General features: G+C 72.0%; 23 protein-coding genes and 2 pseudogenes. 13 read left to right on the forward strand and 12 right to left on the reverse strand.

What is annotated here, in order from left to right; genetic code table 11:
- Nucleotides 1–22 precede the first annotated feature (22 nt).
- The 4 genes from E2C04_RS01505 to E2C04_RS01515 all read right to left on the reverse strand — a co-directional run bounded on the left by E2C04_RS01505 (nucleotide 23) and on the right by E2C04_RS01515 (nucleotide 3,213).
- Nucleotides 23–1,369, reverse strand: a complete 1,347-nt coding sequence (locus tag E2C04_RS01505) for a hypothetical protein (protein WP_135831256.1) — start codon at nucleotides 1,367–1,369, stop codon at nucleotides 23–25.
- Nucleotides 1,366–1,935, reverse strand: coding sequence for a SigE family RNA polymerase sigma factor (locus tag E2C04_RS01510; RefSeq protein WP_135831257.1), 570 nt, complete (start codon nucleotides 1,933–1,935; stop codon nucleotides 1,366–1,368). Before E2C04_RS01510 ends, E2C04_RS01505 begins: the two co-directional genes overlap by 4 nt.
- 247 nt (nucleotides 1,936–2,182) lie before the next feature.
- Nucleotides 2,183–2,320, reverse strand: coding sequence for a hypothetical protein (locus tag E2C04_RS17545; protein WP_158630552.1), 138 nt, complete (start codon nucleotides 2,318–2,320; stop codon nucleotides 2,183–2,185).
- A gap of 131 nt (nucleotides 2,321–2,451) precedes the next feature.
- Complete coding sequence (locus E2C04_RS01515; RefSeq protein ID WP_135831258.1) at nucleotides 2,452–3,213, reverse strand: enoyl-CoA hydratase-related protein; 762 nt, start codon at nucleotides 3,211–3,213, stop codon at nucleotides 2,452–2,454.
- A 199-nt stretch (nucleotides 3,214–3,412) separates the two neighbouring features.
- Here E2C04_RS01515 and E2C04_RS01520 point away from each other — a divergent pair, with 199 nt between their 5' ends.
- From E2C04_RS01520 to E2C04_RS01535, 4 genes are read left to right on the forward strand one after another with little or no spacing between them, the layout of a single operon-like run.
- Nucleotides 3,413–5,305, forward strand: a complete 1,893-nt coding sequence (locus E2C04_RS01520) for an anthranilate synthase family protein (RefSeq protein ID WP_238694388.1) — start codon at nucleotides 3,413–3,415, stop codon at nucleotides 5,303–5,305.
- The gene (locus E2C04_RS01525) at nucleotides 5,305–7,050 is read left to right on the forward strand and encodes a sulfatase-like hydrolase/transferase (RefSeq protein WP_135831260.1); all 1,746 of its coding nucleotides are present in this window, start codon (nucleotides 5,305–5,307) and stop codon (nucleotides 7,048–7,050) included. The genes E2C04_RS01520 and E2C04_RS01525 overlap by 1 nt, the downstream gene beginning before the upstream one ends.
- 8 nt (nucleotides 7,051–7,058) lie before the next feature.
- Complete coding sequence (locus tag E2C04_RS01530; RefSeq protein ID WP_135831261.1) at nucleotides 7,059–7,640, forward strand: anthranilate synthase component II; 582 nt, start codon at nucleotides 7,059–7,061, stop codon at nucleotides 7,638–7,640.
- Nucleotides 7,637–8,914, forward strand: a complete 1,278-nt coding sequence (locus tag E2C04_RS01535) for an anthranilate synthase component I family protein (protein ID WP_135831262.1) — start codon at nucleotides 7,637–7,639, stop codon at nucleotides 8,912–8,914. The genes E2C04_RS01530 and E2C04_RS01535 overlap by 4 nt, the downstream gene beginning before the upstream one ends.
- A gap of 286 nt (nucleotides 8,915–9,200) precedes the next feature.
- On the opposite strand, the gene E2C04_RS01540 is transcribed toward E2C04_RS01535, so the two are convergent.
- The 5 genes and pseudogenes from E2C04_RS01540 to E2C04_RS01560 form a co-directional block, all read right to left on the reverse strand.
- A complete protein-coding gene (locus E2C04_RS01540; RefSeq protein ID WP_135831263.1) occupies nucleotides 9,201–10,598 on the reverse strand; it encodes a sensor histidine kinase in 1,398 nt (465 codons plus the stop codon).
- A pseudogene (locus E2C04_RS01545) lies at nucleotides 10,595–11,304 on the reverse strand (response regulator transcription factor). The gene E2C04_RS01540 and the pseudogene E2C04_RS01545 overlap by 4 nt, the downstream one beginning before the upstream one ends.
- A gap of 57 nt (nucleotides 11,305–11,361) precedes the next feature.
- The gene (locus E2C04_RS01550; RefSeq protein WP_135831264.1) at nucleotides 11,362–12,231 is read right to left on the reverse strand and encodes a fructosamine kinase family protein; all 870 of its coding nucleotides are present in this window, start codon (nucleotides 12,229–12,231) and stop codon (nucleotides 11,362–11,364) included.
- Entirely contained in the window at nucleotides 12,228–12,737 is a 510-nt protein-coding gene (locus tag E2C04_RS01555; protein ID WP_135831265.1) for a low molecular weight protein-tyrosine-phosphatase, read from the reverse strand. The genes E2C04_RS01550 and E2C04_RS01555 overlap by 4 nt, the downstream gene beginning before the upstream one ends.
- Nucleotides 12,737–13,132, reverse strand: a complete 396-nt coding sequence (locus E2C04_RS01560; RefSeq protein ID WP_135831266.1) for a phage holin family protein — start codon at nucleotides 13,130–13,132, stop codon at nucleotides 12,737–12,739. The genes E2C04_RS01555 and E2C04_RS01560 overlap by 1 nt, the downstream gene beginning before the upstream one ends.
- 133 nt (nucleotides 13,133–13,265) lie before the next feature.
- Here E2C04_RS01560 and E2C04_RS01565 point away from each other — a divergent pair, with 133 nt between their 5' ends.
- Nucleotides 13,266–14,051 (forward strand): hypothetical protein, encoded by a 786-nt coding sequence (locus tag E2C04_RS01565; protein ID WP_145965124.1) that lies wholly within the window; start codon nucleotides 13,266–13,268, stop codon nucleotides 14,049–14,051.
- Between the two features lie 13 nt (nucleotides 14,052–14,064).
- Here E2C04_RS01565 and E2C04_RS01570 read toward each other — a convergent pair whose 3' ends face one another.
- A complete protein-coding gene (locus E2C04_RS01570) occupies nucleotides 14,065–15,009 on the reverse strand; it encodes an EamA family transporter (RefSeq protein WP_158630553.1) in 945 nt (314 codons plus the stop codon).
- A 69-nt stretch (nucleotides 15,010–15,078) separates the two neighbouring features.
- Between E2C04_RS01570 and E2C04_RS01575 the strand changes: the two genes are divergently transcribed.
- Genes E2C04_RS01575 through E2C04_RS01585 form a run of 3 tightly spaced genes read left to right on the forward strand, consistent with a single transcriptional unit; the run spans nucleotide 15,079 to nucleotide 17,735 of the window.
- Nucleotides 15,079–15,633, forward strand: a complete 555-nt coding sequence (locus E2C04_RS01575) for a VanZ family protein (RefSeq protein ID WP_135831269.1) — start codon at nucleotides 15,079–15,081, stop codon at nucleotides 15,631–15,633.
- Nucleotides 15,634–15,655: 22 nt separating this feature from the next.
- Complete coding sequence (locus E2C04_RS01580; protein WP_135831270.1) at nucleotides 15,656–16,726, forward strand: aminotransferase class I/II-fold pyridoxal phosphate-dependent enzyme; 1,071 nt, start codon at nucleotides 15,656–15,658, stop codon at nucleotides 16,724–16,726.
- 22 nt (nucleotides 16,727–16,748) lie between these two features.
- Nucleotides 16,749–17,735, forward strand: a complete 987-nt coding sequence (locus E2C04_RS01585; protein WP_135831271.1) for a glutathione S-transferase family protein — start codon at nucleotides 16,749–16,751, stop codon at nucleotides 17,733–17,735.
- 6 nt (nucleotides 17,736–17,741) lie between these two features.
- Here the strand turns inward: E2C04_RS01585 and E2C04_RS20590 are convergent, their stop codons facing one another.
- Nucleotides 17,742–18,278: a TetR/AcrR family transcriptional regulator gene (locus tag E2C04_RS20590; protein WP_135831272.1), complete on the reverse strand. Its 537-nt coding sequence runs from the start codon at nucleotides 18,276–18,278 to the stop codon at nucleotides 17,742–17,744.
- Between the two features lie 64 nt (nucleotides 18,279–18,342).
- On the opposite strand from E2C04_RS20590, the gene E2C04_RS01595 reads away from it, so the two are divergent.
- The gene (locus E2C04_RS01595; protein WP_229721359.1) at nucleotides 18,343–19,869 is read left to right on the forward strand and encodes an MFS transporter; all 1,527 of its coding nucleotides are present in this window, start codon (nucleotides 18,343–18,345) and stop codon (nucleotides 19,867–19,869) included.
- Nucleotides 19,870–20,009: 140 nt separating this feature from the next.
- On the opposite strand, the gene E2C04_RS01600 is transcribed toward E2C04_RS01595, so the two are convergent.
- On the reverse strand, nucleotides 20,010–20,936 hold the full coding sequence (locus tag E2C04_RS01600; RefSeq protein ID WP_135831273.1) for a cation diffusion facilitator family transporter: 927 nt from the start codon (nucleotides 20,934–20,936) through the stop codon (nucleotides 20,010–20,012).
- Nucleotides 20,937–21,056: 120 nt separating this feature from the next.
- Between E2C04_RS01600 and pdhA the strand changes: the two genes are divergently transcribed.
- From pdhA to E2C04_RS01620, 4 genes and pseudogenes are all read left to right on the forward strand, one after another.
- Complete coding sequence (gene pdhA, locus E2C04_RS01605; RefSeq protein ID WP_135831274.1) at nucleotides 21,057–22,283, forward strand: pyruvate dehydrogenase (acetyl-transferring) E1 component subunit alpha; 1,227 nt, start codon at nucleotides 21,057–21,059, stop codon at nucleotides 22,281–22,283.
- A complete protein-coding gene (locus E2C04_RS01610; protein WP_135831275.1) occupies nucleotides 22,280–23,296 on the forward strand; it encodes an alpha-ketoacid dehydrogenase subunit beta in 1,017 nt (338 codons plus the stop codon). The genes pdhA and E2C04_RS01610 overlap by 4 nt, the downstream gene beginning before the upstream one ends.
- 14 nt (nucleotides 23,297–23,310) lie before the next feature.
- Nucleotides 23,311–24,803: pseudogene (locus tag E2C04_RS01615) on the forward strand (dihydrolipoamide acetyltransferase family protein).
- A gap of 117 nt (nucleotides 24,804–24,920) precedes the next feature.
- On the forward strand, nucleotides 24,921–25,901 hold the full coding sequence (locus E2C04_RS01620; RefSeq protein ID WP_135831276.1) for a DUF2804 domain-containing protein: 981 nt from the start codon (nucleotides 24,921–24,923) through the stop codon (nucleotides 25,899–25,901).
- The last annotated feature ends 12 nt before the right edge of the window (nucleotides 25,902–25,913 follow it).

A 25,913-nucleotide genomic window follows, 5' to 3' on the forward strand; every position in this document is an offset into this window, starting at 1 on the left:
GGGGGAGTCTGGGACGAGGCGGTCAGTCGAGGAGGCGATAGACGCCGACGTGCTGCGTCGGCGCCGGGCCCTTGCCCTCGACCTTCGCCTGCGTCTCGAGGCGTCCGGTGCCTCGCGGGAGCACGGCGTACTCGGTTCCCGTCCCCCCGTCCCAGAGGCCGAACTTGCTGCCGTCGCCGATCTGTCGGCCGTCGGCCAGCACGACGGTGGCGACGGTCTGCTTCTTGCCACGTGCCGTCGTCGAGACGACAGCCAGGGCGGGGCCGTCCTGCGCGATGCTGCTGATCACGCGGCCGTCGGCGGTGCTCGGGTACACCTCCTTGAGCTGCCAGAGGTGACTGTCGTGCAGGTAGGTCCGGTCCAGCGTGATGTCGGCGCCGGGCACCGGCACCACGTCGACGGTCGGGGTGTAGACGGCGCCCGCCAGCCGGGCATCGGGGTGGTCGGCGGGGTCGAGCGGGGTCTCGTCGTCCTCCGAGCGGGCCACCCAGACCCGTGCCTCACCCTTGAACGTGGCCGTGTCGTGGCTCATCCAGTTCAACGTCAGGCCGAGGTCGTCCTGCCCGCGGCCCTCGCCGTCCTGGCAGGCGTCGCCCGCGTCAGCCATGGAGCCGCTGCCGTCCCAGCCGGCGTGGATGACGGCGCCGGCCGGAAGGCCCTTGCAGGAGAACTCCACCGAGATCCGCCTGTGCGAGCCGTCGAAGGGAATGCGCAGGTCGAGCTGTCCGGGGTCGCCGACGGCGGCACCGATCCGCTCGGCGGTGGGAGTTCCGGCGCGGAAGTACTCACCGTGAAAGCCCGTCACCACGTCCTCCAGTGCGCTCGGGTCGGCCTCGTAGAGCGCCGCGCCGAGCCCCACGGCGCCGGTGTTGCTGGCGATCTCGACGGTGCCCTCCGTGCCGGGGGCGATCTCGACCCAGTCGGCGAAGTCGTCGCGGCTGGAGTCCCAGGCGGTGCTCTCCGGCACGCGCACCTGGACGTCCTGGTCGTCGGTCGCGGTGGCCCAGGTGAGGATGCGAGGGGTGTCGCTGGCCTCGATCTCCACCCTGAGCAGCCGCTTCGTGTTGCCCTCGAAGCCCTCCGCGAAGCGGTAGCTGTAGGCGGGGGTCTCCACCGTCGACGGCGCCTGCATCCCGAGGACCGTGCGGTCGGCCGCGTCCGGTCCGTCGCCGCCGAGCTGCGGCACGACCACCGCGGCGACCGCAGCGACGGCAGCGAGCGCCAGGCCACTGCGTACGCGGTTGCGGCGACGCCTCGACGAGTCGATGCGGTCGTGGACCTGCCGGGAGCGGGTGACGCCGTCGATGGTGCTGCCGAGGGCGTGGCTGTGGGTGTCGAGTGCGCGGCGGATGGCGTTGAGGTCGTTCATCGCTGCTCTCCTTCTCCGGAGGCGGTCGGGGTGGCGAACGCGTCGTCGGCCAGGGCCGGGTCGATGCGGAGGTGGGCGAGGGCCTTGCTGAGCTGGCTCTTCACCGTGCCCGGGGTGACGTGGAGGGCGTCGGCGGTCTCCTGGACCGACAGGTCCTCGTAGAAGCGGAGCACCACGACCGCCTGCTGTCGGCGTGGGAGCCGTCCGAGCGCCACCCACAGGTCGTGGGCCGAGTCGGAGTCGCCGTCGCGGTGCGGCGCGGGTTCGGGCATCTCCTCGCTGGGCCGCTCGCCGTTCCACTTGCGGCGCCACCACGACGCGTAGCTGGTGGCGAGGATCCGGCGGACGTAGGCCTCGTGGTGGCCGTCGATCTTCGACCAGGCGAACCACGCCTTGGTCAACGCTGTCTGGAGGAGGTCCTCGGCGAGCGCGTGGTCGTGGGTGAGCAGGTAGGCCGTGCGCAGCAGCGCCACCGAGCGGGTGGCCACGAAGTCGTCGAAGTCGACCTCGTGGTCCCGGGCGGCGCTTCCCGAGCGGGCCGACTTGGCGGCGAGTGTGGCTGTCATGTCTGTCGAGACCGTCTGGCCCCGCGGATCGGTTGCCCCTGCGTCGGAACTATTTCTGCGGTGCACGTCGGCCTCCCCCTGTGCGGCGCAATGTACGCGGTCGTGCGGGCGTCGCCTCGTGCTCGGGAACCGGGCGAGACAGGTGGGCGTCACACCCGGGAGGGATGCCCGTGAAGATGGTGGCGGTCCAGGACGAACCCGCCCGCTTGGAGGACGCGCTTCCGAAGGACAGGCTGGTCGGTCGTGGTCAGCGCTCGCGCTCGAGGGCACCGTGGTCAGGGTCGAGCCGCAGCACGGTGTGCGTCATGCGAGTGCGGACCCTGGTCACCGTGGAGACGAAGAGGCTGGCGCGCAGGTCGTCTCCTTTGACGACCCCCGGGCGCACGAGCGGGTCCTCGAGGTCGTCGTGGAGCCGACCTGGACCACGGACGCCGACGAGGAGGTCGTCATCACCCTCGGGGCCAGCGGCGACATCGACCCGGAGGAGTTCGTGGCGAGCCTTCGAGAGCGGGCGGGTCAGCCCTTCGGGCGGGACAGGAACGCCATCATCGCCTCGCGCGCCTCGTCGGAGGCGAAGAGGCGGGCGCTCAGCTCGGCCATGTCGTCGCCGTCGGCGTCGATGCGGGCCACGAGCTCACGGTTGAGCACCTTCTTGGTCTCGCGGATGCCCTGCGCGGCGCCGGTCGCGACCTTGGCGACCAGGCCGTCGACGTACGCGTCGAGCTCCTCGGCGGGCACGGCCTTGGTGACCAGGCCGTACGCCGCCGCGTCCGCCCCGCTGAACGTCTCGCCGCCGAGCGCGGCCAGGGAGGCCGAGCGGGGGTCCATGCGGTGGAAGACCGAGAGGCTGATGATGGCCGGCGCCAGGCCGAGCTTGACCTCGGTCAGGGCGAAGGTGGCCTCCGTGGCGCTGATCGAGATGTCGGCGGAGGCGACGATGCCGATGCCGCCGGCGCGCACGGCACCGAGGTTCTTGGTGATGACGACCTTGTCCATGGTCGCCACCAGGCGCTGGAGGGCGATGATCTTGCGGGTGCCCTCCTCCATGCCTTCGGTGCTCGCCTCCGACAGGTCGGCGCCGGAGCAGAAGACCTTGCCGCTGCTCTGGATGAGCACGACGCGCACGGCCGGGTCGGCCTGGGCGGCCTCCAGGTGGCCGAAGAGCTCGGTGACCAGCTGGCGCGACAACGCGTTGCGGTTGTGCGGCGAGTCGAGGGTGATGGTCGCGACCGCGTCGTCGACCGCGTACTGCACGAGGGTGGTGGGCGTCTCAGACATGGCGACGAGTCTGCCTTCTCCGACGCCGAAAGTGGTGAATGATCGTTAACTGATTCTGTGGCGTGGCTCACACAGCGTCCGACCAGGGACGCCCAGCGTTGCCTTGGTGCTGGACCGCGCCACTCGCGCCCGCGCGCCCGAACTAGCCTTGCGCCATGACTACCACCACGCAGACGACGCCCCTCAGGAAGCAGGTGAGGTGCGAGCAGCCCTCGCCGAGCTCCAGGGGCACGAGGCGTGGGCCGTGGTCAGACTGGCACGCAAGGAGCCCGGTGACCCCGACGTCGTCACCTTCATCGGCGGCCCGCGCAGCACCGTCACCTCGCTCACCGACGTCCCGCTCGAGGAGGGCCTCCCCGAGGAGGGCCGCCGCTTCGACCGCCTGGTCGCGGTTCCCTTCCACCAGGTCACCGAGCGCGGGTTCGCCGCCCACGACGACGGCACCCCGCTGGTCGTGGTCGACATCGAGACCGAGCAGCGCTTCTCCGTCGAGTCGGTCCTCGAGGCGATCACCGACGACGGCATCGAGTTCACCGACCGCGGCGGCTTCCAGACCTCCGACGACGACTACGCGAAGGTCGTCGAGTCGATCATCCGCGACGAGATCGGGCAGGGCGAGGGCGCCAACCTGGTCGTCGGCCGCCAGTACACCGCCGTCGTCGCCGACTGGAGCGCCGCCAAGGCGCTCACCGTCTTCCGTCGCCTCCTCGAGCGCGAGCGCGGCGCCTACTGGACCTACTGCTTCTTCACCGGCGACCGCTTCCTGGTCGGCGCCTCGCCCGAGCGCCACGTCTCCGTGCACGGCGGCGACGTGCGGATGAACCCGATCTCCGGCACCTTCCGCGTCGGCGGCCGCTCGGTGGCCGAGCTGAAGCCGGCCCTGCTCGACTTCCTCGCCGACGAGAAGGAGATCTACGAGCTCTTCATGGTCGTCGACGAAGAGCTCAAGATGATGTGCGACATCTGCGACCAGGGCGGCATGGTGCTCGGCCCGTTCCTCAAGCCGATGACCCACCTCATCCACACCGAGTACCTCCTCGCCGGCCGCTCCAGCCGCGACGTCCGCGAGATCCTGCGCGACACGATGTACGCCGCCACGGTCACCGGCAGCCCCGTCGAGAACGCGTGCAAGCTGATCAAGAAGTACGAGGACGGCGGCCGCGGCTACTACGCCGCCGCGCTCGCGCTGCTCGGCCGTGACTCCTCCGGCCAGCCCACGGCCGACAGCCCGATCGTGATCCGCACCGCCGACGTACGCCCGGACGGCGCGCTGACCGTGACCGCGGGCGCGACGCTGGTGCGCGACTCCGACCCGCACTACGAGGTGGCCGAGACCCACGCCAAGGCGGGCGGCATCCTGTCGGCCTTCGGCCTGGTGCCCGCAGCCGGATCCCCTTCCGCCGGCCTGGCCGAGCTGGCCCGCGACGAGGACGTGCTGATCGCGCTGCAGTCGCGCAACCGTCGGCTGTCGACCTTCTGGCTGACCGACCAGGCGGGCGCGACGCCCGACCCGACGCTGGCCGGCAAGCGGGTCGGGATCCTCGACGGCGAGGACGACTTCGTCAACATGATCCGCCACGTCCTGCGGGTGCTGGGCATGAGCAGCGAGGTCGTGCGTCACGAGGCCTGGACCGAGACGGCGCTCGACGACTACGACCTGGTCATCGTCGGCCCCGGCCCCGGCGACCCCCGCGACGGTGACGACCCGAAGATCGCGACCTTCCGCGCCGCCACCGAGCGCCTCCTGGCGCGCGGGCAGAAGTTCCTCTCGGTCTGCCTCGGTCACCAGACCCTCTGCCACGCGCTGGGCCTGGACCTCGGCTTCAAGGACATCGTCTTCCAGGGCACCCAGGCAACCGTCGAGATCAACGACCGGGTCGAGCGGGTCGGCTTCTACAACACCTTCGTGGGCCGCGTCGGCGACGCCGGCCTCCCCGAGGGCGTCACCGTGGAGGCCGACGCCGAGACCGGCGACGTCCACCTGGTGTCGGGCCCGCACTTCCGAGGCATCCAGTTCCACGCCGAGTCGATCCTCACCGAGCGCGGCTTCGACCTCATCAACGAGCTCGTCACCGACCTGCTCGTCGACTGATGGCCGCCGGACGCCGCCGCCTCGCCACCCTCGTGGCGGCGCTCTGCGTCTCGGTGGCCGCGCTCGCCGGCTGCAGCGACGGGGAGCCGCAGGCGGAGCGGACCGTCGGCCCCGCGCCCACCCCCACCGGCACGATCACCCCCGAGCCGCCTGCCCGGGGCGGGGGCGCCCGGCCGGTGCTCAAGGGCACCCGCCCCAACGTGGTGATGGTCCTGATGGACGACTTCTCGATGGACCTGCTGCCGACCATGGCCACCGCCGCCGAGCTGGCCGAGCGCGGCGCCACCCTCGACCACTTCGTGGTCGACTCGCTCTGCTGCGTCTCCCGGGCGAGCCTGATGACTGGCCAGCTGCCGCACCAGACCGGCGTACTCACCAACAGCTCCAAGTCGGCCGCCGGCGAGGGCCCCGCAGGCGGCTGGGCGGCCTACCGCGACTACGGCAACGACGCGCGCACCGTCAGCCTGCGGCTGCAGAAGTCGGGCTACACCACCGGCTTCGTCGGCAAGTACCTCAACGAGTACGAGTACGACCCGGGTGACGAGCTGCCGACGGTGCCCCCGGGCTGGGACCAGTTCAACGTGCTCTTCGGCTCGGCCTACGACGGCTGGGGCTTCGACAGCGTCGACATCGTCGACGGCCAGGTGGTCGTCCGTCACCACCCGACGCCGGCCGCCAGCGCCAGCGCGGAGGAGAAGGACGCGGTCTACGCCGGCCAGGTCATCGAGGACTACGCGATCGACTTCATCGAGGCGCACGCCGACTCCGACGACCCCTGGTTCCTCCAGGTCAACCCCTACGCCCCGCACAACCGCACCAACCCGCAGGGCGCATGGCCCGACGAGCCGGTCTTCCCGGCGGCCTTCCGCGACCGCCCCGGCGTGCGTACGCCGCGTGGCAACTGCGGTGCCGTGCCGTGCGGGCAGCTGCGGGCCCACGACGACCTGCCCGGCATCGACGACGACACCAGCGACAACGTGCCGCTCAAGGCCGACGGCACCCCCGCGCGCGCCTGGAACGACCGGTCGCCGCTGCGCCGCAAGGTCGCCACCCAGTACCTGCGCGAGCGCGCTCGGATGGTCCAGTCGGTCGACCGCACGCTCGCCCGGATCTTGGAGACGGTCGACGACGACACCGTCGTCATCCTGACCTCCGACAACGGCTTCCATCTCAGCCAGAACGGGCTGCGGATGGGCAAGGGCACCGCCTATGACACCGACGTGCGGGTGCCGCTCATCGTCGCCGGCCCCGGCATCGCGCCCGGCGAGCGCGCCGAGATCACCTCCAACATCGACCTCGCGCCGACGCTCGAGGAGTGGGCCGGCCTGCGCCCCGCGCCCTACCGCGCCGGCACCTCGCTGCTGCCTCCCCTGGCCGACCCGGCCCGGGCCGACCGCGACCTGGTCTTCCACGAGCACACCACCGACACCGTCGGCGACGACCCCGACCTGGCGTTCACCGGCGGCGAGCTGCAGCGGATCCCGAGCTACACGGCCGTGCGCAGCCGCACCGGCCTGCTGATCCGCAACGACCTCGACCCGCGGCGTCCCGGCCGCCAGACCGGCTGGGAGTTCTACTCCTACGCCGACGTCGGCTGGGAGCAGCGCAACGCGTACGCCGACCCCGAGCACGCCGACGAGGTCGCCGCCCTGACCGCGGCGCTGGAGGGCTTGGACGCCTGCCGGCGGGTGACCCGTGGGGCGCGGTGGCCGCGCGAGTGCCGCGACCTCGCCGCTGCTCCATGACGGGCCCGATGGCCCAGCGCGTCGTCGTGGTCGACCACCACGACTCCTACACCTGGAACCTGGTGCACCTCGTCGCCGGTGTCACCGGCGAGCTGCCGCACGTCGTGCAGCACGACGAGGTGACCGCGGCAGAGGTGCTCGCGTACGACGTCGTGGTGCTCTCGCCCGGGCCCGGCCACCCCGACGTGCCGGCCGACTTCGCCGTCGGCCGGGAGGTGCTGCAGGCTGCCACCCGTCCGGTGCTGGGCGTCTGCCTCGGCATGCAGGGCATCGTCACCGCCTTCGGCGGACGGGTCGAGCGGATCGCGCCGGCCCACGGCGACGTGGCCCGGATCCGCCACGACGGTCAGGGCCTCTTCGCTGGGCTGCCGCAGGAGTTCGACGCGGTGCGCTACCACTCGCTGGCCGCGCTCGCGCTGCCAGAGGTGCTCACCGCCACCGCGCACAGCGACGACGGCGTCGTGATGGGCGTACGCCACCGCACGTTGGCGATCGAGGGCGTGCAGTTCCACCCCGAGTCGGTGCTCTCGCACCACGGCGCGGCGATGGTCGCCAACTTCTTGCGCGCCGCCTCGGCGGTGGCGCGATGAGTCCGACGAACGCGAGCCCCGAGGAGTGGTTCGAGGAGGTCGCGGGCACCCACCCCCGCTGCTTCTGGCTCGACGGTGGCGGTGCGCGCGAGTGGTCCGGACGGCGCTCGGTGATCGGCCACCTGGTCGACGACGACGTCTCGATCACCTTCCACGCCGCCGCGGGCGAGGTGCGCCGGCACGTCAACGGCACCTCGACGGTGGTCGGTGACGACGTCTTCGACGTGCTGGCCCGCGAGCTGGCCGACGGACCCGACGACGCCCAGTGGTTCGGCTACCTCGGCTACGCCAGCCGCCGCGACCTGCCCGCACGCCCCGACCCGCGGCTGCCCGACGCGGTCTGGATGCGCCCGAGCGTGGTGCGCTCCTTCACCCACGAGGCCCCCGACCTCGCCGGACGTCATCACGAGCGGTCGCCCCAGGCGTCGCCCACGATGACGTCCGCGGGGGTGGAGCCGGTGCCCGACGACTACGCCGCCGCCTTCGCGCGCGTCCAGGACGAGCTGCACGCCGGCAACACCTACGAGGTCAACCTGACCCACCGCGCCACCACCCGCTCCGACCTCCCGCCGGCGCAGGCCTACCGCCGACTCCGGGCGCTCAACCCCGCGCCGTACGCCGGCTTCCTCCAGCACGACGTCGCCGACGCCCGCGCCTGGCTGCTCAGCTCCTCGCCCGAGCGCTACGCCCTGGTCACCGCCGACCGCACCTGCGAGACCAAGCCGATCAAGGGCACGACGCCACGGGGCGCCACCCCGGCCGCCGACGAGGAGTCGCGGGCGCTGCTGGCCAGCGACCCGAAGTTCCGTGCGGAGAACCTGATGATCGTCGACCTGCTCCGCAACGACCTCGGCATGGTCTGCGAGCCGGGCAGCGTCGAGGTGCCCGCGCTCATGCAGGTGGAGTCGTACGCCTCGGTCCACCAGCTCGTCTCGACCGTCCGCGGCCGCCTGCGCGACGACGTCTCCACGCTCGAGGCGCTGCGCGCGCTCTTCCCCGCCGGCTCGATGACCGGGGCGCCCAAGCTGCGCACCATGGAGATCGTCGAGGCCGTCGAGGCGACCCCGCGGGGGGCGTACGCCGGTGCGTTCGGCTGGCTCGCGGCCAACGGCCTGGCCGACCTCGGGGTGGTCATCCGCTCGCTGATGACGTCCGGCGACGGCGAGTGGACCCTCGGCACGGGCGGCGGGATCACCGTCCGCTCCGACGTCGCGGAGGAGTGGGCCGAGGCGGCGTGGAAGGCCGAGCGGCTGCTGCGCGTCTTCGACGAGTGACCCCGCAGAGAGGTGGTCTGGACCAGTCATCCCCAGTTCTGGGGACGAGGTCGGGTTCCCCTTACCGGTGCGTAACTTCGGTGGTCAACTACTGCGCACAGGGAGGGAAACCTGGAGGGAACAACCACATACTGCGACTCCACTCTCACGGGTGGTCGTCCGGATGCACGCCGCTGGGGGGTGGATCTCGTGCTGGGGACCGGACACGTCGCGTGGTGAGCAGCGCGGGACCAAGGGAGAAGGTCCCGCGCTGCTGCTATTTCCGCCATCTGCGCAGGTGAGCAGCTCAGGTGGTCGAGGCGACCGGCCCCGCGACGCCCGGCACCCACATCACCAGACGGGCGCCACCGCCCGGTGCCCGGTCGGCGCGCACCGCGCCGGCGTGCCTCTCGGCGGCCTGCTGCACGATCGCCAGGCCCAGGCCCGAGCCGGGCATCGAACGGGAGTCGTCGGAGCGGTAGAAGCGGTCGAAGACGTGCGGCAGGTCGGCCTCGTCGATCCCCGGCCCCTCGTCGTCGACGGTCAGCACGCCCTCGCGCAGCGCCACCGTCACGGTGCCGCCCTCGGGGCTCCACTTCACCGCGTTGTCGAGCAGGTTGGTGACGGCCCGCTCGAGGGCCCCTGCCTCGCCGCGCACGGTCCACGGCTCGAGTGAGACGTCGAAGGTCGCGGTCAGGGCACGACGGCGTACGCGCGCCAGCGCCCGCTCGACGACGTCGGCCAGGTCGACCTCGGTGATCGCGTGGGTGAGGTGCTCGTCGCGGGCGAGCTCGACCAGGTCGCCGACGAGCGTCGAGAGCTCCTCGAGCTGGCCGCGTACGTCGTCGAGCAGCTCCGCGCGCGCCTCGGCCGGCAGCCCGTCCCCGGCCTGGGTGAGCAGGTCGATGTTGGTGCGCAGGCTGGTGAGCGGCGTACGCAGCTCGTGCCCCGCGTCGGCGATCAGTCGCCGCTCGCGGTCGCGCGAGACCGACAGCGCCATCAGCATCTGGTTGAAGGCGGTGGTGAGGCGGGCGATCTCGTCGGCCCCCTCGACCGGCATCGGGCGCAGGTCCTGGGTGCGGGCGATCTGCTCGACCGAGCGGGTGAGGCGGCGCACCGGGCGCAGGCCGTTGCGGGCCACAGCCCAGCCGCCGATCGCGGCGATCACGACGCCGGCGCCGCTGAAGAGGAGGAGGACGACGCTGAGCTTGCGCAGCGTCCGGTCGGTGTCGGCCATCGGCTGGAGCAGGACCAGCGCGGCCCGCTGGCCCGAGGGCACGGCCGCCACCCGGTAGCGCACCCCGCCGGCGGCGGTGATCGTGCGGATCGACTCGCGCGAGCGGCCCTCGGCGACCCGCATCTCGGGGCGCCCCAGCTGCACGGCCGGGCCGGTGTCGGCGGTGAGCACGTTGCCGCCGGAGTCGACGAAGGCGACGCGCACGTCGGCGGCGCCGAGCATCCAGCCCGGCACCTCCTGCGCGGTCATCTCGGCCAGCGCCGGGTAGGAGGCGGCCTTGGTGGCGCGGTTGAGCAGCGACTGGTCGAGGGAGGACTGGATCTGCATGCGCATCACCACGAACGCGGTCGCGGCGATGAATGCCACCGAGACGCCCAGGATCAGGGTGGTCAGCAGCGCCACCCGGCTGGCCAGGGAGCGGCGGTAGTGGAAGCCCTTCCGCTCCCACCAGCGCTGGAGGGGAGTCATGCGTCCTTCAGGACGTAGCCGACGCCGCGCACGGTGTGGATGAGCCGTGCCTCGCCCTCGGCCTCGGTCTTGCGGCGCAGGTAGCCGACGTAGACCTCGAGGGAGTTGGCGGTGGTGCCGAAGTCGTAGCCCCACACCTCGTCGAGGATGAACGAACGTTCGAGCACCCGGCGGGGGCGGCGCAGGAACATCTCCAGCAGCGCGAACTCGGTGCGGGTGAGCTCGATCTGCCGCTCGCCGCGGCGGACCTCGCGACTGGCCAGGTCCATCGAGAGGTCGCCGAAGACGAGCACCTCACCGGCCTCGTCGTCGCTGGGGGCGACCCGGCGCAGCAGCGCGCGGAGCCGGGCCAGCAGCTCCTCCAGCGCGAAGGGCTTGGTCAGGTAGTCGTCGGCCCCGGCGTCCAACCCTTCCACCCGGTCGCCGACCGCGTCGCGGGCGGTGAGCACCAGGATCGGCACGTCGTTGCCGGCCTGCCGCAGCGCCCGGGGGTGGCCTCCAGCCCGTCGAGGCGCGGCATCATCACGTCCATCACCACGAGGTCGGGCTGCACGCTGCCGATCGTGGCCAGTGCCTCGGCACCGTCGCCGGCGAGCGCCACCTGGTAGCCGTTGAAGTCGAGCGAGCGGCGCAGCGACTCACGGACCGCCTTGTCGTCGTCGACGACCAGGACCGTGGGGCGCGGGGCGGCAGGGGCTGAATTCACGAGGCCACTGTGCCACCGGCCCCTGAGACGGTGCTTAGAAGTGGGCCCGGAAGTCGATCAGAAACGCGACGCGATCGCCCCGGCGCGCGCACCGTAGCTGCCGCCGAACATGCAGGCGTGCACCAGCAGCGGGAAGAGCTGGTGGATCGGCTGGCGCTCCTCCCAGCCATCGGCGAGCGGTGAGGTCTCGGCGTACGCAGCCACGGCCCGCGCCAGGTGCGGCAGCCCGAAGAGCGCGAGCATCGCCAGGTCGGTCTCGCGGTGGCCGCCGTGGGCTGCGGGGTCGATGAGGTGGACCTGGCCGTCGAGGCCCCACAGGCAGTTGCCGTTCCACAGGTCGCCGTGCAGGCGCGCCGGCCCCTCCTCGGGGACGAGGTCGGGCAGCCGCCCGACGAGCGCCTCGATCGCGGCGGCGTCGTGCTCGAGGATCGCGCCGCGGTCACGGGCCAGCTTGAGGTAGGGCAGCACCCGCCGCGTCGCGTAGAACTCCGCCCACGTCGGGGCGGTGCGGTTGGGCATCGGCAGGCGGCCGATGAAGCCGTCGACGTTCTCCGCGCCCACCGCGCCGTACGCCGTCGCCCCCGCTGCGTGCGTACGCGCGAGTCGGGCGCCGAAGTCGGCCGCCGCCTCCTGGGTGGCGCGACCCGGCTCGATCCAACGGACGATCAGGCAGTCGGTGTCGACCGCCAGCACCTCGGCCACGGGCACGCCGTCGGCGACCTCACGCAGCCAGGAGAGCCCGCGCGCCTCGGCCTCGAAGAAGCCCTCCGGCGGGCGCGGCAGCGTCTTCATCAGCGCCGTCGTGCCGTCGTTGAGGCGCAGCCGGTGGGCGGTGGCGATGTCGCCGCCCGCGACCGGGGCGGTGCTCACCACCGAACGGCCCAACAGGCCTTCGGCGCGCTTGGCGACGAGGGGGGCGCGGGTCATCGGTCGACGACGCCTGCCACCAGCTCGACCAGGTGTGCGCTCGTCCGCTCCACCATCGACAGCACCTCCCTGAATCCGTCCTCTCCACCGTAGTACGGGTCCGGGACCTCCTCGCCGGGAAACTCGGGATCGAAGTCGCGGAAGAGGCGTACGCGGTCACGCTCGGCCCCGCGCGTCACGTCGTCGTGGTTGCTGTGGTCCATGACCAGGATCAGGTCGACGTCGTCGTGCCAGGCGTGCTGGAACTGCTGCGCGCGGTGGCGGGTGGCGTCGTAGCCTGCGGAGGTCAGCGTCTCGGCCGAGCGCGGGTCCATCGACTTGCCGACGTGGTAGTCGGCGGTGCCGGCGGAGAAGACCTCCACCACGTCGTCGAGTCCGGCCTCGGCGATGCGCGCCGACGTCACCACCTCGGCGACCGGGGAGCGGCAGATGTTGCCCAGGCAGACCATCGCGATGCGGTAGCGGCCAGGGTGCAGGGGAGGGGGCAGCGTGGCGGTGGTGCTCATCAGTCGCGGTCCTCGACGAGGATCCCGGAGACGATCCGCTCGACCAGGGTGATGACCAGGGCGCCGCCGAGCGCCACCCAGAAGCCCTCGACGTGGAAGCCGAGGCCGACGCCGTCGGCGATCCAGCCGACCAGCATCAGCATGAGCGCGTTGACGACGAGCAGGAAGAGGCCGAGCGTCAGCACGATCAGCGGCAGCGACAGCAGCTTGACCACCGGCGCCACCACCTGGGAGACCACCCAGACGATCAGGGCGACGAGGGCGACCGGGACGACCTTGTCCTTGAGCTCGGTGCCGAAGGGCGAGTCGGCGCCCTCGAACCAGATGCCGTCGAAGAGCCAGGCGGCGACCGCGAGGGCGGCCATCGTGGCGAGGAGAGAACCCAGGAATCGCATGTCCTCACCCTAGGGGCCGCTGGGTGAGCGGCGCAGGCCTGAGTGCCCGGCCCTCCGCTAACGTCGACGGCTCGAGAGGGAGGTCGACGACGTGGGGAATCGAAGGAAGACGCTCAGCGCCTGGTGCGCGGTCGTGGCGCTCCTGGTGCTGGCCGGGTGCGGGGCCTCGGACCCAGGGGCCGAGGGCGGCGACAAGGCGGGGGAGGAGACGGTGAGCCAGGAGGCGGTCACCGTGGCTGACCTCACCGACGCGCCGTCCGCGGAGGTCGAGTACCCGACGATCAAGGTCCCCGAGGGGGCCGACCCGGTGCAGGTCGACTGGCTGGTGAAGCAGCTCATCGAGGTCACCGAGCGCTCGCTCGACGTCGAAAAGGTCTCCCGCGGCACCGAGGCCGACGCGGTGCGGTGGATCACCGAGCCCGTGCAGGAGTCAGCCGACTTCGACTACCCGGCGGCCTTCGAGAAGGAGCTCGGCACGGGCTACTCCTTCGTGCTCGGCAACCGCTTCGCGGCCGACGAGCAGCCGACCGGTCCGGTCCACGTGCTGGGGACGCGGTGGGAGTCCCGGAAGAGGGAGGGGTACGTCATGGTCCGCCTGTTCGTGGAGCAGGCGATCCCGTTCGACGAGGGCGTGGCCGTGGTGCGGCGCTGGTTCGGCATGAGCTCGCCCATGGACGCCGGCACGACCGGGCGCCCCGGCGTGCAGGCGTACATCAGGACGCTGGGCGTCGTCCGCTGCGCCTACACCGAAGAAGGGGCGGCGCGGCCGGGTGACGCCGGCGAGGTCTCCGAGCGGCTCGACGCCCTCAAGGAGCGTGAGGAGGCGGGTGGGCTCAGCGCGTGGGCCAGCGCCGAGGAGCCCGAGGGTCCCTCCAACGACCCCGCCGACATCAGCGAGGAGTGCGACGCGCAGGAGTGAGCGTGCGCTCGTCTCAGGTGAGCGCGACCGGGTCGGCCGGGTGCTCGGCGCGCGAGCTCTCCGCCAGCAGGATGCCGGCGACCACCGTCAGGCAGCCGATGATCGCCACCACCCCGAGCGCCTCCTGGTGCCACGCCCAGCCCAGGGCGGCGGCGCCGACCGGCTCCAGCATCGCGATGGCGGTCACCGTGGTCGGCGGGATGTAGCGCAGCGCCGCGAGCTCGACGCCGAAGGGCAGCAGCGTGCCCAGCACGATCACCGAGGTGACCACGCACCACAGCGGCACGTGCAGGTGCGACAGGTTGCCGAGCAGGGAGACCTGCTCGGTGAAGGGCGCGTCGACCAGCCAGAAGGGCTGCGCCACGTTGACGGCGATCGCGGCCACCAGGAACGACCAGAACATCGTGCCGACCGACGACATCGTCTGCTGGGCCGACTCCCCGAGCAGGAAGTACGCGGCGAACGCGGCCGCCGCGAGCAGCGCGGCGAAGATGCCGAGCGTGTCGAAGGAGGCGCCCTTCCAGACCTCGGTGGCGGCGGCCAGGCCGAGGATCGCCATGCCCAGCCCCCACCAGAGTCGCGCGGTCACCTGGTTGCGCTGCACGAACTTCGCCCACAGGGCGACCAGGAAGGGCGCCTGGAACTCCAGCAGCAGCGCCAGGCCGATCGTCAGCCGGTCGATCGCCACGAAGTAGAGGAACTGCAACGCCGCGACGCCGAAGAGGCCCAGCGCGACGACCAGCACGACCTCCCGGCCGCGCGGCAGGCGCAGCGCGCTGCGCCGGAAGAGGGCCGCCACCAGCAGGAGCGCGACGAAGGTCCCGGTGATGCGCAGCGAGGCCAGCTCGAGCGAGCTGATCCCCGAGCGCAGGGCCACACGGGAGACGCCGGAGTTGAGGATGAAGAGGAGGGCGCCGGTCACCACGAGTCCGACGCCGACACCGCGCTGGGTCGACACCGCTGCATTCTGACCCATCGGAGGGACGATCGGCCGCTCGCTGTGGCGCGCCCCGATAGGTTTTCGCAGGTGGAGGGTCTGTGGAGCGGCGGCATCCCGACGATGCTGGCCGGGGTCGGCGTCATCGCGGTGGTCAGCCTGCTCGTGGGCCTGCTGCTGCGGATCTTCCTTCCGCCCTTCACCGCGTGGTCGTTGGCGGCGCTGCTCGCCGCGGTGGCCTGCATCGGCGTGCTGACGCTGACACCGGCGTACGAGGTGCCGTCGGTGATCGCGGCCGAGGACCGGCCGACGAGCTGCTCCTTCGACTACGGCGGCCCCTCGCCCGAGGGGTTCTGGATCCTCGGCGGCGACCAGCGGCTGCTCAACCTGGTGGCCTTCGTGCCGGCCGGTGCGCTGCTGGTCATGGCGTTCGCGCGCTGGCGTGCGGCGCGCGTGCTGGTGCTGCTCGGCCTCGTCGCCCTGGTCGGCTACTCGGTGGGCATCGAGTGGCTCCAGCTCGAGGTGGCGCGGATCGACCGGGCCTGCGACGTCACCGACATGGTCGACAACTCCCTCGGCGCGCTGGTCGGCGTCGGGCTGGGCCTGCTGGTGGTGGCCGTGGTGCGGCCCTGGCGACGTGGGTGAGGCGTCACCTTAGGGTGTGACGATGGACACCCATCCCACGCCCCGTCCCGACGTCGCGGCGATCCCGCGCTACGTCCCCGGACGCCGGCCGACACCTCGGCCCGGGCTCACGACGTACAAGCTCTCCTCCAACGAGAACCCCTACCCGCCGCTGCCCGGCGTGGTGGAGGCGGTCGCCGAGGTCGCGCCGCGTTCGACGACCTACCCCGACCCCACCTGCCCCGACCTGTACGCCGCGCTCGAGCGCCGGCACCCGGGTCGCGCGCTGCTGGCCGGGACGGGCTCCGTCGCGCTGATCTTCCACACGCTCCAGGCCTACTGCCGCCCCGGCGACGAGTCGTCTTCGCGTGGCGCAGCTTCGAGGCCTACCCGATCGCGACCGCCGCCGCGGGCGACGGCCGTCGAGGTGCCGCTGACCGTCGACGGACGCCACGACCTGGACGCGATGCTGGCCGCGGTCACCGACCGCACCCGCGTCGTGATGGTCTGCACCCCCAACAACCCGACCGGCGCGACGGTGACGCAGGGCGAGCTCGTCGCCTTCCTGCGGGCGCTGCGCGACGACGTACTGGTGCTGCTCGACGAGGCGTACGTCGAGTTCGTGCGCGACGACGACCCGGTCGACGCCGCCGCGATCCTCGACGAGTTCGAGCAGGTCGTGGTGCTGCGGACCTTCTCCAAGGCCTACGGGCTGGCCGGCTTCCGGGTCGGGTACGCCGTCGGCGCGGCCGAGGTGGTCGACCCCGTGCGCGCCATCGTGCTGCCATTCGGGGTGACCGACGCGGCCCAGGCCGCGGCCCGCGCCGCGCTGGCCACCGAGGACGTCGCCCAGGAGCGGATCGCGGCGCTGGTCGCCGAGCGCGAGCGGGTGCTCGCCGGGATCCACGCGGCGGGGTGGAACGTGCCCGCCGCGCAGGGCAACTTCATCTGGTTCCCCGGCGACGCGACCATCGAGCCTCTGATGAAGGCGGCCGAGGAGCTGGGGATCGTGGTGCGTCCCTACCCGCCGGACGGTGTGCGGGTGAGCCTCGGGGTACCGGAGGCCAACGACCGCATCATCGAGCTGGCCCGCGCGGTCCGTCCGAGTTGTTGAGCGTTGAACTAAGGTGGCAGACATGAGCGACGACCTGAAGCCCACGTACACCAAGAAGGGCGAGGCCTTCGAGCGCGACATGGACTACATCGGCGACCGCATCCTCGCCGGTGACTCCTCCGCGGACCCCGACGACGCGGCGTACGGAGGACGGGCCGACGTGCGGGTGTGGCCTGTCGAGCCCGGGCGCTACCGCCTCGTCGCGGCGCCGGCCTGCCCGTGGGCCAACCGGTCGCTGATCGTGCGCCACCTCCTCGGCCTCGAGGACGTCATCTCCGTCGGGCTGCCCGGCCCGACGCACGACAAGCGTTCGTGGACCTTCGACCGCGACCCCGGTGGCGTCGACCCGGTGCTGGGCATCGAGCGGCTGCAGCAGGCCTACTTCAACCGTTTCCCCGACTACCCGAAGGGCATCACCGTCCCGGCGATGGTCGAGGTCGAGTCGGTCGCGGTCGTCACCAACGACTTCCCGTGGATCACCCACGACCTCTTCTTCGAGTGGAAGGAGTTCCACTGTGAGGGCGCGCCCGACCTGTGGCCGCCCGACCTCCGCGAGGAGATGGAGGCCGTGATGAAGCGGATCTTCACCGAGGTCAACAACGGCGTCTACCGCTGCGGCTTCGCGGGCTCCCAGGAGACGTACGACGCCGCGTACGAGCGACTGTGGACCGCGATGGACTGGCTCGAGGAGCGGCTCGCGACGCGGCGCTACCTGATGGGCGACGCGATCACCGAGGCCGACGTGCGGCTCTTCACGACGCTGGTGCGCTTCGACGCCGTCTACCACGGCCACTTCAAGTGCAACCGCAACAAGCTGACCGAGATGCCGAACCTGTGGGGCTACGCCCGCGACCTCTTCCAGACGCCCGGCTTCGGCGAGACGGTCGACTTCGAGCAGATCAAGGCGCACTACTACGTCGTGCACACCGACATCAACCCCACCGGGATCATCCCGGCCGGGCCCGACCCGGCGGTCTGGGAGACCGCGCACGGGCGCGAGTCGATCTGAGCCGGGTCAGCGCCCGCAGAGCCGGTCGACGAGGGTCAGCAGGTCGGGCAGCGACTCGGCGAAGGTGTCGCGTGACCAGGTGCCCGGCATCGACGCCTGGTGGTAGAGGCCGTCGCCGATCAGCATGATCGTCCGGGCGACCGCCTCGTCGCCCACCTCGGCGACGATCTCGGCGAGCCAGCTGCGGTGCAGGTCGTCCACGGCGGCCAGTGCTCCGGCGTGACCGGCCTGGGCCAGGCGCACGATGGCGCGGTAGATCGGGTCGAGCTCGTGGTCGACCTGCCACGACGTGCGTACGAAGTGCTTGGCGGCGCCCTCGGGGGCGACCCTCATTGCCCGGAGGTCGTCGGCGGTGACGGTCGCGAAGCGCTCCAGCACGGCCTCGGCGAGCGCGTCCTTGCTGGGGAAGTGGTAGAGCAGGCCGCCCTTGGAGACCCCGGCCTGGGCGGCTACCGCGTCCATGGTGGCGCCGCGCTCGCCCTCGAGCAGCAGGGCGACGTAGGCCTGCAGCACCTTGTCGCGAGCATGAGGGGGGCGGGCCATGCAGGGAGGGTAACCAACGCTGCGGGATTCCATAACTGCACCGTCTGGACGGTACAGTTTCTCGGTGACTGTCTCGACCCCCACCGCGCTCCCCACCTCCGGTCCCCCCATCGCCTCGGCCCGCCGTCGCTGGGCCGCCCTGGTCGTGCTGATGCTCCCGGTGCTGCTGGTCTCGGTCGACAACACCGCCCTCTCCTTCGCGGTGCCCTCCCTCGCGCGCGACCTCCAGCCCTCGGCGACCCAGCTGCTGTGGCTCGTCGACGCCTACCCGCTCGTGCTCGCCGCGCTGCTCGTGCCGATGGGGTCGGTCGGCGACCGGGTCGGACGCCGGCGGCTGCTGCTGGTCGGCGCGACTGGCTTCGCGCTCGTCTCGGCGGCAGCGGCCTTCGCCCCGTCGGCGGGCTGGCTCGTCGCGGCCCGTGCCAGCCTCGGCTTCTTCGGCGCGATGCTGATGCCGGCCACGCTGTCGCTGCTGCGCAACATCTTCACCGACGCCCAGGAGCGGCGGAAGGCGATCGCCGTGTGGGCGGCCGGCTTCTCGGGAGGTGCGGCGCTGGGTCCGATCGTGGGCGGCTGGCTGCTGGAGCACTACGAGTGGGGCTCGATCTTCCTGATGGCGGTGCCCGTCCTGGTGCCGCTGCTGCTGCTCGGCCCGGTGCTGCTGCCGGAGTCGCGTGACCCCGACCCGGGGCCGGTCGACCCGGCGGCCATCGTGCTCGCCGTGCTGGCGCTCGGTGGCCTCGTCTTCGCGGTCAAGGCTGCCGGCGCCGGCGACGGCCTGCTGGTCGTGCTCGTGGCGGCGGGCGTCGGCGTCGCCGCCGGCGTGACCTTCGTACGACGCATGCTCACCCGCCCGCAGCCGATGCTCGACGTGCGCCTCTTCCGCAACCGCGTCTTCTCCGGCGCGCTGGCCACCAACCTGGTCGCCGTCTTCGCCTTCGTCGGCTTCATCTTCTTCCTCAGCCAGCACCTCCAGCTGGTCGCCGGCCACTCCCCGATGGTGGCGGGCTGGCTGATGGTGCCGGGCCTGTTCACCACGATCGTCTTCGGGCTCCTGGCCGTGCGCCTCGTCGGTCCGCTCACGCCCGCCCAGGTCGTGGTGCTCGGCCTGCTGCTCAACGCCGCCGGCTACGCGGTGGTCGCGCTGCTCGGCTCCGAGGGCACCCTGCTCGCCCTGCTGGGTGGCTTCGTGATCCTCTCGGCCGGCGTGGGCATGGCCGAGACCATCTCCAACGACCTCGCGCTGTCGGCCGTGCCCCCGGAGAAGGCCGGTGCGGCGTCCGCGGTCTCCGAGATGGCGTACGAGGTCGGCGCGGTGCTGGGCGTCGCGGTGCTGGGCACGCTGCTCAACGTCGCCTACCGCACGGGCGTCGACGTCCCGTCCGGGCTGCCGGACGACCAGGCCGCGCTCGCGGGCGAGACCCTGGCCGGCGCGGTCGAGGTGGCGCAGTCGTGGCCCGGTGCCGTGGGTGAGGCCCTGCTGGCGTCGGCGGCGAGCGCCTTCGACCACGGGGTCCTGCTCACCGCCGGCGTCGGCGCGGTGCTGACCGCCGTGATGGCGCTGGTGGCGCGCCGGGCGTTGCGCGATTGAGCCGACTCCGCCTCGACTCCGCAGGAAACTCCGCCCCTCGACTCTGCAGGAAACTCCTTCCCCAGCGGGCGCGTACGTCGGCGTGTCCCGCCGAATCCCCGCGAGCTGCCTTCCGGGTCGAGGGGCGACCCGGCGTGCCCTCACCAGTCGGTGGTGTGGCACTCGTGGCTGGCGCTCTCCACCTGCAGCGTCGCGTGCTCCATCTGGAAGCGCTCGCGCAGCACCTGCGCCGCCGTCGCCAGCACCGCGTCGGCCTCACCCGGCGCGGCGACCAGGTGGGCGGTGGCCACGTTCATCCCCGAAGTCAGGCACCACACGTGCAGGTCGTGGACCTCGCTGACGCCGGGCACCTCGGCGAGCGCCGCCTCCACCTCGGCCGGCACGATCCCGGCGGGGGCGTGCTGGCCCAGCACCTGCACGACCTCGCGGCCCAGCAGCACCGCCCGCACCACCACGAAGGCGGCGATCGCCAGCGCGACGCCGGTGTCCCAGGCCGGGTTGCCGGTCCACAGCACCAGGAGGCCGGCGCCGATCACGCCGACCGAGCCGAGGGTGTCGGCCAGCACCTCCAGGTAGGCGCCCTTGACGTTGATCGACTCCCCGGCGCCGCCGCGCAGCAGCACCAGTGCGACCAGGTTGGCGACCAGCCCGAGCGCACCGACGACCAGCATCGGCCCGCTGGAGACCTCGACGTCGGCGCCGATCCTGGTGCGCGCCTCGTTGGCGATGAAGACGGCGACGCTGACCATCAGCAGCACCGTCAACCCGGCGGCGAAGACCTCGGCCCGGTAGGAGCCGAAGGTCCGCTGACCCGTCCGGTCGGGGCGCGTGGCGATCCGGGTGGCCGCGAGCGCGGCGCCCAGGGCGAGCACGTCGGCGGCCATGTGGCCGGCGTCCGAGAGCAGGGCCAGTGACTGCGCGACGAGCCCGGCGACCAGCTCGACCACGAAGAAGGTGGCGATCAGCACCAGCGCGGCCGTGAGCCGCCAGCGGTGCCGGGCGCCGGCGTGCGCGCCGATCCCGTGACCGTGGCCGTGCCCGGCCCCCTGTGCATGTGCGTCAGCCATGCCGACAGGGTAAGTTCAACGCATCGTGTGTCACGGGTCACACCCTCGATCCGGACGCACGCTGACCACGACAGTGGAGTGCGGCGACCCCGGGCTCCACGCCACGGCGAAGGGAGCCACATGTCCCAGCAACTCACCGGTCCGGACCTCGCAGGGGAGGGTCCGGACCCCCGCACGACGACGGCGTCGTCCGACGGGTCGACCAGTGGGTCGACGCAGGCCTTCGAGGAAGTCTTCGGCCCCACCCGCGACAACGAGCCGGAGCTGGTCCAGCTCCTCACCCCCGAGGGCGAGCGCCAGCACCACCCGCTCTTCGACCAGGACTTCAGCGCCGACATGCTGCGTGGCTTCTACCGCGACATGGTGCTCGTACGCCGCCTCGACACCGAGGCGACCGCGCTCCAGCGCCACGGCGAGCTCGGGCTCTGGGCCCAGCTGCTCGGCCAGGAGGCCGCCCAGATCGGTGCCGGTCGGGCGCTGCGCGCGCAGGACCACGTCTTCCCGACCTACCGCGAGCACGGCGTCGCCTGGTGCAAGGGCGTCGACCCGCTGCGCCTGCTCGCCATCTTCCGCGGCGTCGACCAGGGCGCGTGGGACCCGGAGGCCCACCACTTCGGGCTCTACACGATCGTGATCGGCGCGCAGACGCTGCACGCGGTCGGCTACGGCATGGGCATGCAGCGCGACGGAGTCGTCGGCACCGGCGACCCCGACCGCGACGCCGCGGTGATCGCCCACTTCGGCGACGGCGCCTCGAGCCAGGGCGACGTCAACGAGGCCTTCATCTTCGCCGCGTCGTACAACGCCCCGGTCGTCTTCTTCTGCCAGAACAACCAGTGGGCCATCTCGGAGCCGATCGAGCGCCAGTCGCGGATCCCGCTCTACCAGCGCGCCAACGGCTTCGGCTTCCCCGGCGTGCGCGTCGACGGCAACGACGTGCTCGCGACGTACGCAGTGACCCAGGCCGCGCTGCAGCGTGCCCGCGAGGGGCAGGGCCCGACGTTCGTGGAGGCGTACACCTATCGCATGGGGGCACACACGACGACCGACGACCCGACGCGCTACCGCCTCAACGACGACGTCGAACGGTGGAAGCTGCGCGACCCCATCAAGCGTCTCGAGGTCTACCTGCGCCGCAACGGCCTGGTCGACGACGCCTGGCTGGCGGAGGTCGGTGAGGAGGCCAACGAGCTCGGCCGCACCCTGCGCGAGGGCTGCAAGTCGATGCCCGACCCGAAGCCCGACGCGATGTTCGCGCACGTCTACGCGGAGGAGACCGAGGAGCTGCGCGCCCAGCGCGAGGGCTTCGCGGCCTACCACGCGTCGTTCGAGGGAGGGGCGGCATGAGCGAGCAGCTGCTGGAGCGGCCGGCCGAGCGGGTCGTCGAGCGGGTCACGCTCGCGAAGGCGCTCAACGCCGGGCTGCGGCGCGCGATGGAGGCCGACGACAAGGTCCTGGTGATGGGCGAGGACGTCGGCAAGCTCGGCGGCGTCTTCCGGATCACCGACGGCCTGCAGAAGGACTTCGGCGAGGACCGGGTCATCGACTCGCCGCTGGCCGAGTCGGGCATCGTCGGCACCGCCGTCGGCCTGGCGCTGCGCGGCTACCGGCCCGTGGTTGAGATCCAGTTCGACGGGTTCGTCTACCCGGCCTACGACCAGATCGTCTGCCAGGTCGCCAAGATGCGTTACCGCTCGGGCGGCAACCTGACGATGCCGATGGTCATCCGCATCCCGTACGGCGGTGGCATCGGCGCGGTCGAGCACCACTCCGAGTCGCCGGAGGCGCAGTTCGCGCACACGCCGGGCCTCAAGGTGGTCACCTGCTCCAACCCGGTCGACGGCTACTGGATGATCCAGCAGGCGATCGCCAGCGACGACCCGGTGATCTTCCTCGAGCCGAAGCGGCAGTACCACGCCGACAAGGTCGACCTCGACACCTCCGCGACCCCCGACCCGCTCTTCGCCTCGCGCGTGGTGCGGTCGGGCAGCGACGCGACGCTGGTGACCTACGGTCCGCAGGTGAAGGTGGCACTGGCTGCCGCGGAGGCCGCAGCCGCCGAGGGCCGCTCGCTGGAGGTCATCGACCTGCGCACCCTCTCGCCGCTCGACCTGGGTCCGGTCTACGACTCCGTACGCCGCACCGGCCGCGCCGTCGTCACCCACGAGGCCCACGTCAACCTGGGCATGGGCGCGGAGATCGCCGCCCGGATCTCGGAGGAGTGCTTCTACTCGCTGGAGGCGCCGGTGCTGCGCGTCGGCGGCTACGACACCCCCTACCCGGCCTCGCGGATCGAGGAGGAGTTCCTGCCCGACCTCGACCGGGTGCTGGACGCCGTGGACAGGAGCTTTGATCACTGATGGCTGACTTCTTGCTGCCCGACGTGGGTGAGGGCCTCACCGAGGCCGAGATCGTGGAGTGGAAGGTCGCCGTCGGCGACGTCGTCGAGATCAACCAGGTCATCGTCGACATCGAGACCGCGAAGTCGATCGTCGAGCTGCCGTCGCCCTTCGAGGGCACGGTGCTGGCGCTGCTCGCCCAGGTGGGCGACACGGTGCCGGTGGGGGAGCCGATCATCTCGATCGGTGACCCGGCCGCGTTGACCGAGGCGCCGGCGGGGGCTCCGGTGGAGGCGCCGGGCGCGGCCGCGTCGGGGGGCTCGCTGGGGAAGGAAACTCCTTCCGAGATGCAGATCGACCTCTCCAACCCCGCCGCGAGCGGTGGGTCGGAGGGCGAGTCGCTGGTTGGTCGCAACAAGGCCGAGCGGGGTCCCGTACGCCGCCCGCGCACCGGCTCCGCTTCTCCGTCGACCCTCGCCGGGGCCGCGACGCAGATGCAGGTGCAGGGAGCTTTCGCGCCCGGTGGCGCGCAGAGCCAGGAGGTGGTCAGCGCCGACGAGCCCGTCGTACCGGCGCCGCCCACCGCGGCGCCGCCGCCCGAGCCTGTCGCCTCGCCTACCGCCTCGGGAGCCGCGCAGGTCGCCTCGCCGCGGAAGGAAATTCCTTCCCGGCCGCTGGCCGCCCCCGCCACCCGCGGACTCGCCCGCGAGCACGGCGTCGACCTCGCGTCGGTGACGCCGACCGGGCGCGACGGCGTGGTGACCCGCGACGACGTACTCGGTGCCGTGGGTGCACCGTCGGCTCCGAGACGCACCAGCTCCGACCCGCGCGAGAGGCGCGAGCCGGTCAAGGGCGTGCGCAAGATGATGGCTCAGGCGATGAGCTCGTCGGCCTTCACGGCGCCGCACGTGACGGAGTGGATCACCGTCGACGTGTCGCGAAGCCTGCGCTACCTGGAGCGGCTGCGCCAGCGTCCGGAGTACGGCGACGTCAAGGTGACGCCGCTGCTGCTCCTGGCTCGGGCCTGCATGCTGGCGATGAAGCGGACGCCGGAGATCAACTCGACCTTCGACGACGAGGCCGGCGAGGTGGTCTTCAAGGACTACGTCAACCTCGGCGTCGCGGCCGCCACCCCGCGCGGGCTGGTCGTGCCCAACGTCAAGGACGCCCACAGATGCGGATGCTCGACCTGGCCCGTGCGCTCAACGGGCTGACCGCGACGGCCAGGGACGGGCGTACGCAGCCCGCCGAGATGGCCGGCGGCACGTTCACGATCACCAACGTCGGTGTCTTCGGCGTCGACGCGGGCACGCCGATCATCAACCCCGGCGAGTCGGCGATCCTCTGCTTCGGTGCGATCAACAAGCGTCCGTGGGTCGACGAGGAGACCGACGAGCTGGTGGTGCGCGACGTGACCACGCTGGCGCTGTCGTTCGACCACCGCCACGTTGACGGGGCGGCCGGGTCGAAGTTCCTGGCCGACGTCGCGTCGATCATGCGGGACCCGGCCAACGCGCTGCAGTTCTGACGCAGGCCACCGCCACCACGTCGGAAGTTCGCCCGGATCTGCCCCTCGAGGGCCGGTTTCGGGTCGAACTTCCGACGTAGTGGCCCCTCATCGCGGACCCTCTGAGAGGCTGCGCCCGTGACCGAACGCGAGATCACCAGCCCCGTTGACCTGTGCCTGCCCGACGGCACGCTCAACCCTGACGCGGTGGGGTGGACACGTACGCCGTTGCACCGCGCCAACCTGCGCGGCTGGGGGCGGGCGAAGCGCTGGGAGTACTGGGGCGTCGTCACGCCCACCCACATCATCGGCATCGTCGCCTCGACCCTCGACTACGCCGGCGTCCCGAGCCTGTACGTCCTCGAGCGCGCCACCGGCCGCGAGTGGACCGAGGACGGCATCGTCCCGCTCGGCCGCGGCATCGAGATGCCGGAGGTGAGCGGCGCCGGGCTGGTCGTCACCACCGGTGGCGGCGTCTGGATCCGGATCGACCAGGGCTCCAGCGGCACCGCGATCAGCGCCAGCGCCGGTGACATCTCGCTGGACCTCGACGTGCCGCTCGACCCCGGCCACGAGTCGCTCGGCGTCGTCGTCCCGTGGAGCGCGAAGCGCTTCCAGTACACCGTCAAGGACGTCGCCCGCCGGGTCTCCGGCACGCTCACGCTGGACGGGCAGACGTACCAGGTGGGCGAGGGCTCCTTCGCGGTGCTTGACCACGGGCGCGGCAAGTGGCCCTACTCGATGACCTGGAACTGGGCGGCGGCGTACGACCCCGCTCGCCGCGTCGGGATCCAGCTCGGCGGCAAGTGGACCGACGGCACCGGCTCGACCGAGAACGCGCTCTTCGTCGACGGCCGGCTCCACAAGATCAGCGACGACCTCCAGTGGAGCTACGACCGCAGCGACTGGCTGAAGCCGTGGCACGTGCTCGGTGAACGGATCGACGCGACCTTCAGGCCGTTCCACGAGCGGGTGTCGAAGACCGACCTGCTCGTGCTGGCCGGCGAGACCCACCAGTGCTTCGGCCACTTCACCGGCTGGGCCACCACCGACGACGGCGAGCGGGTGTCGCTCGACGGGCTGGTCGGCTGGGCCGAGGAGGCGCACAACCGCTGGTGACTGCGGACGTGA

This window comes from Nocardioides daphniae (assembly GCF_004777465.1).
Classification (GTDB): Bacteria; Actinomycetota; Actinomycetes; order Propionibacteriales; family Nocardioidaceae; genus Nocardioides; species Nocardioides daphniae.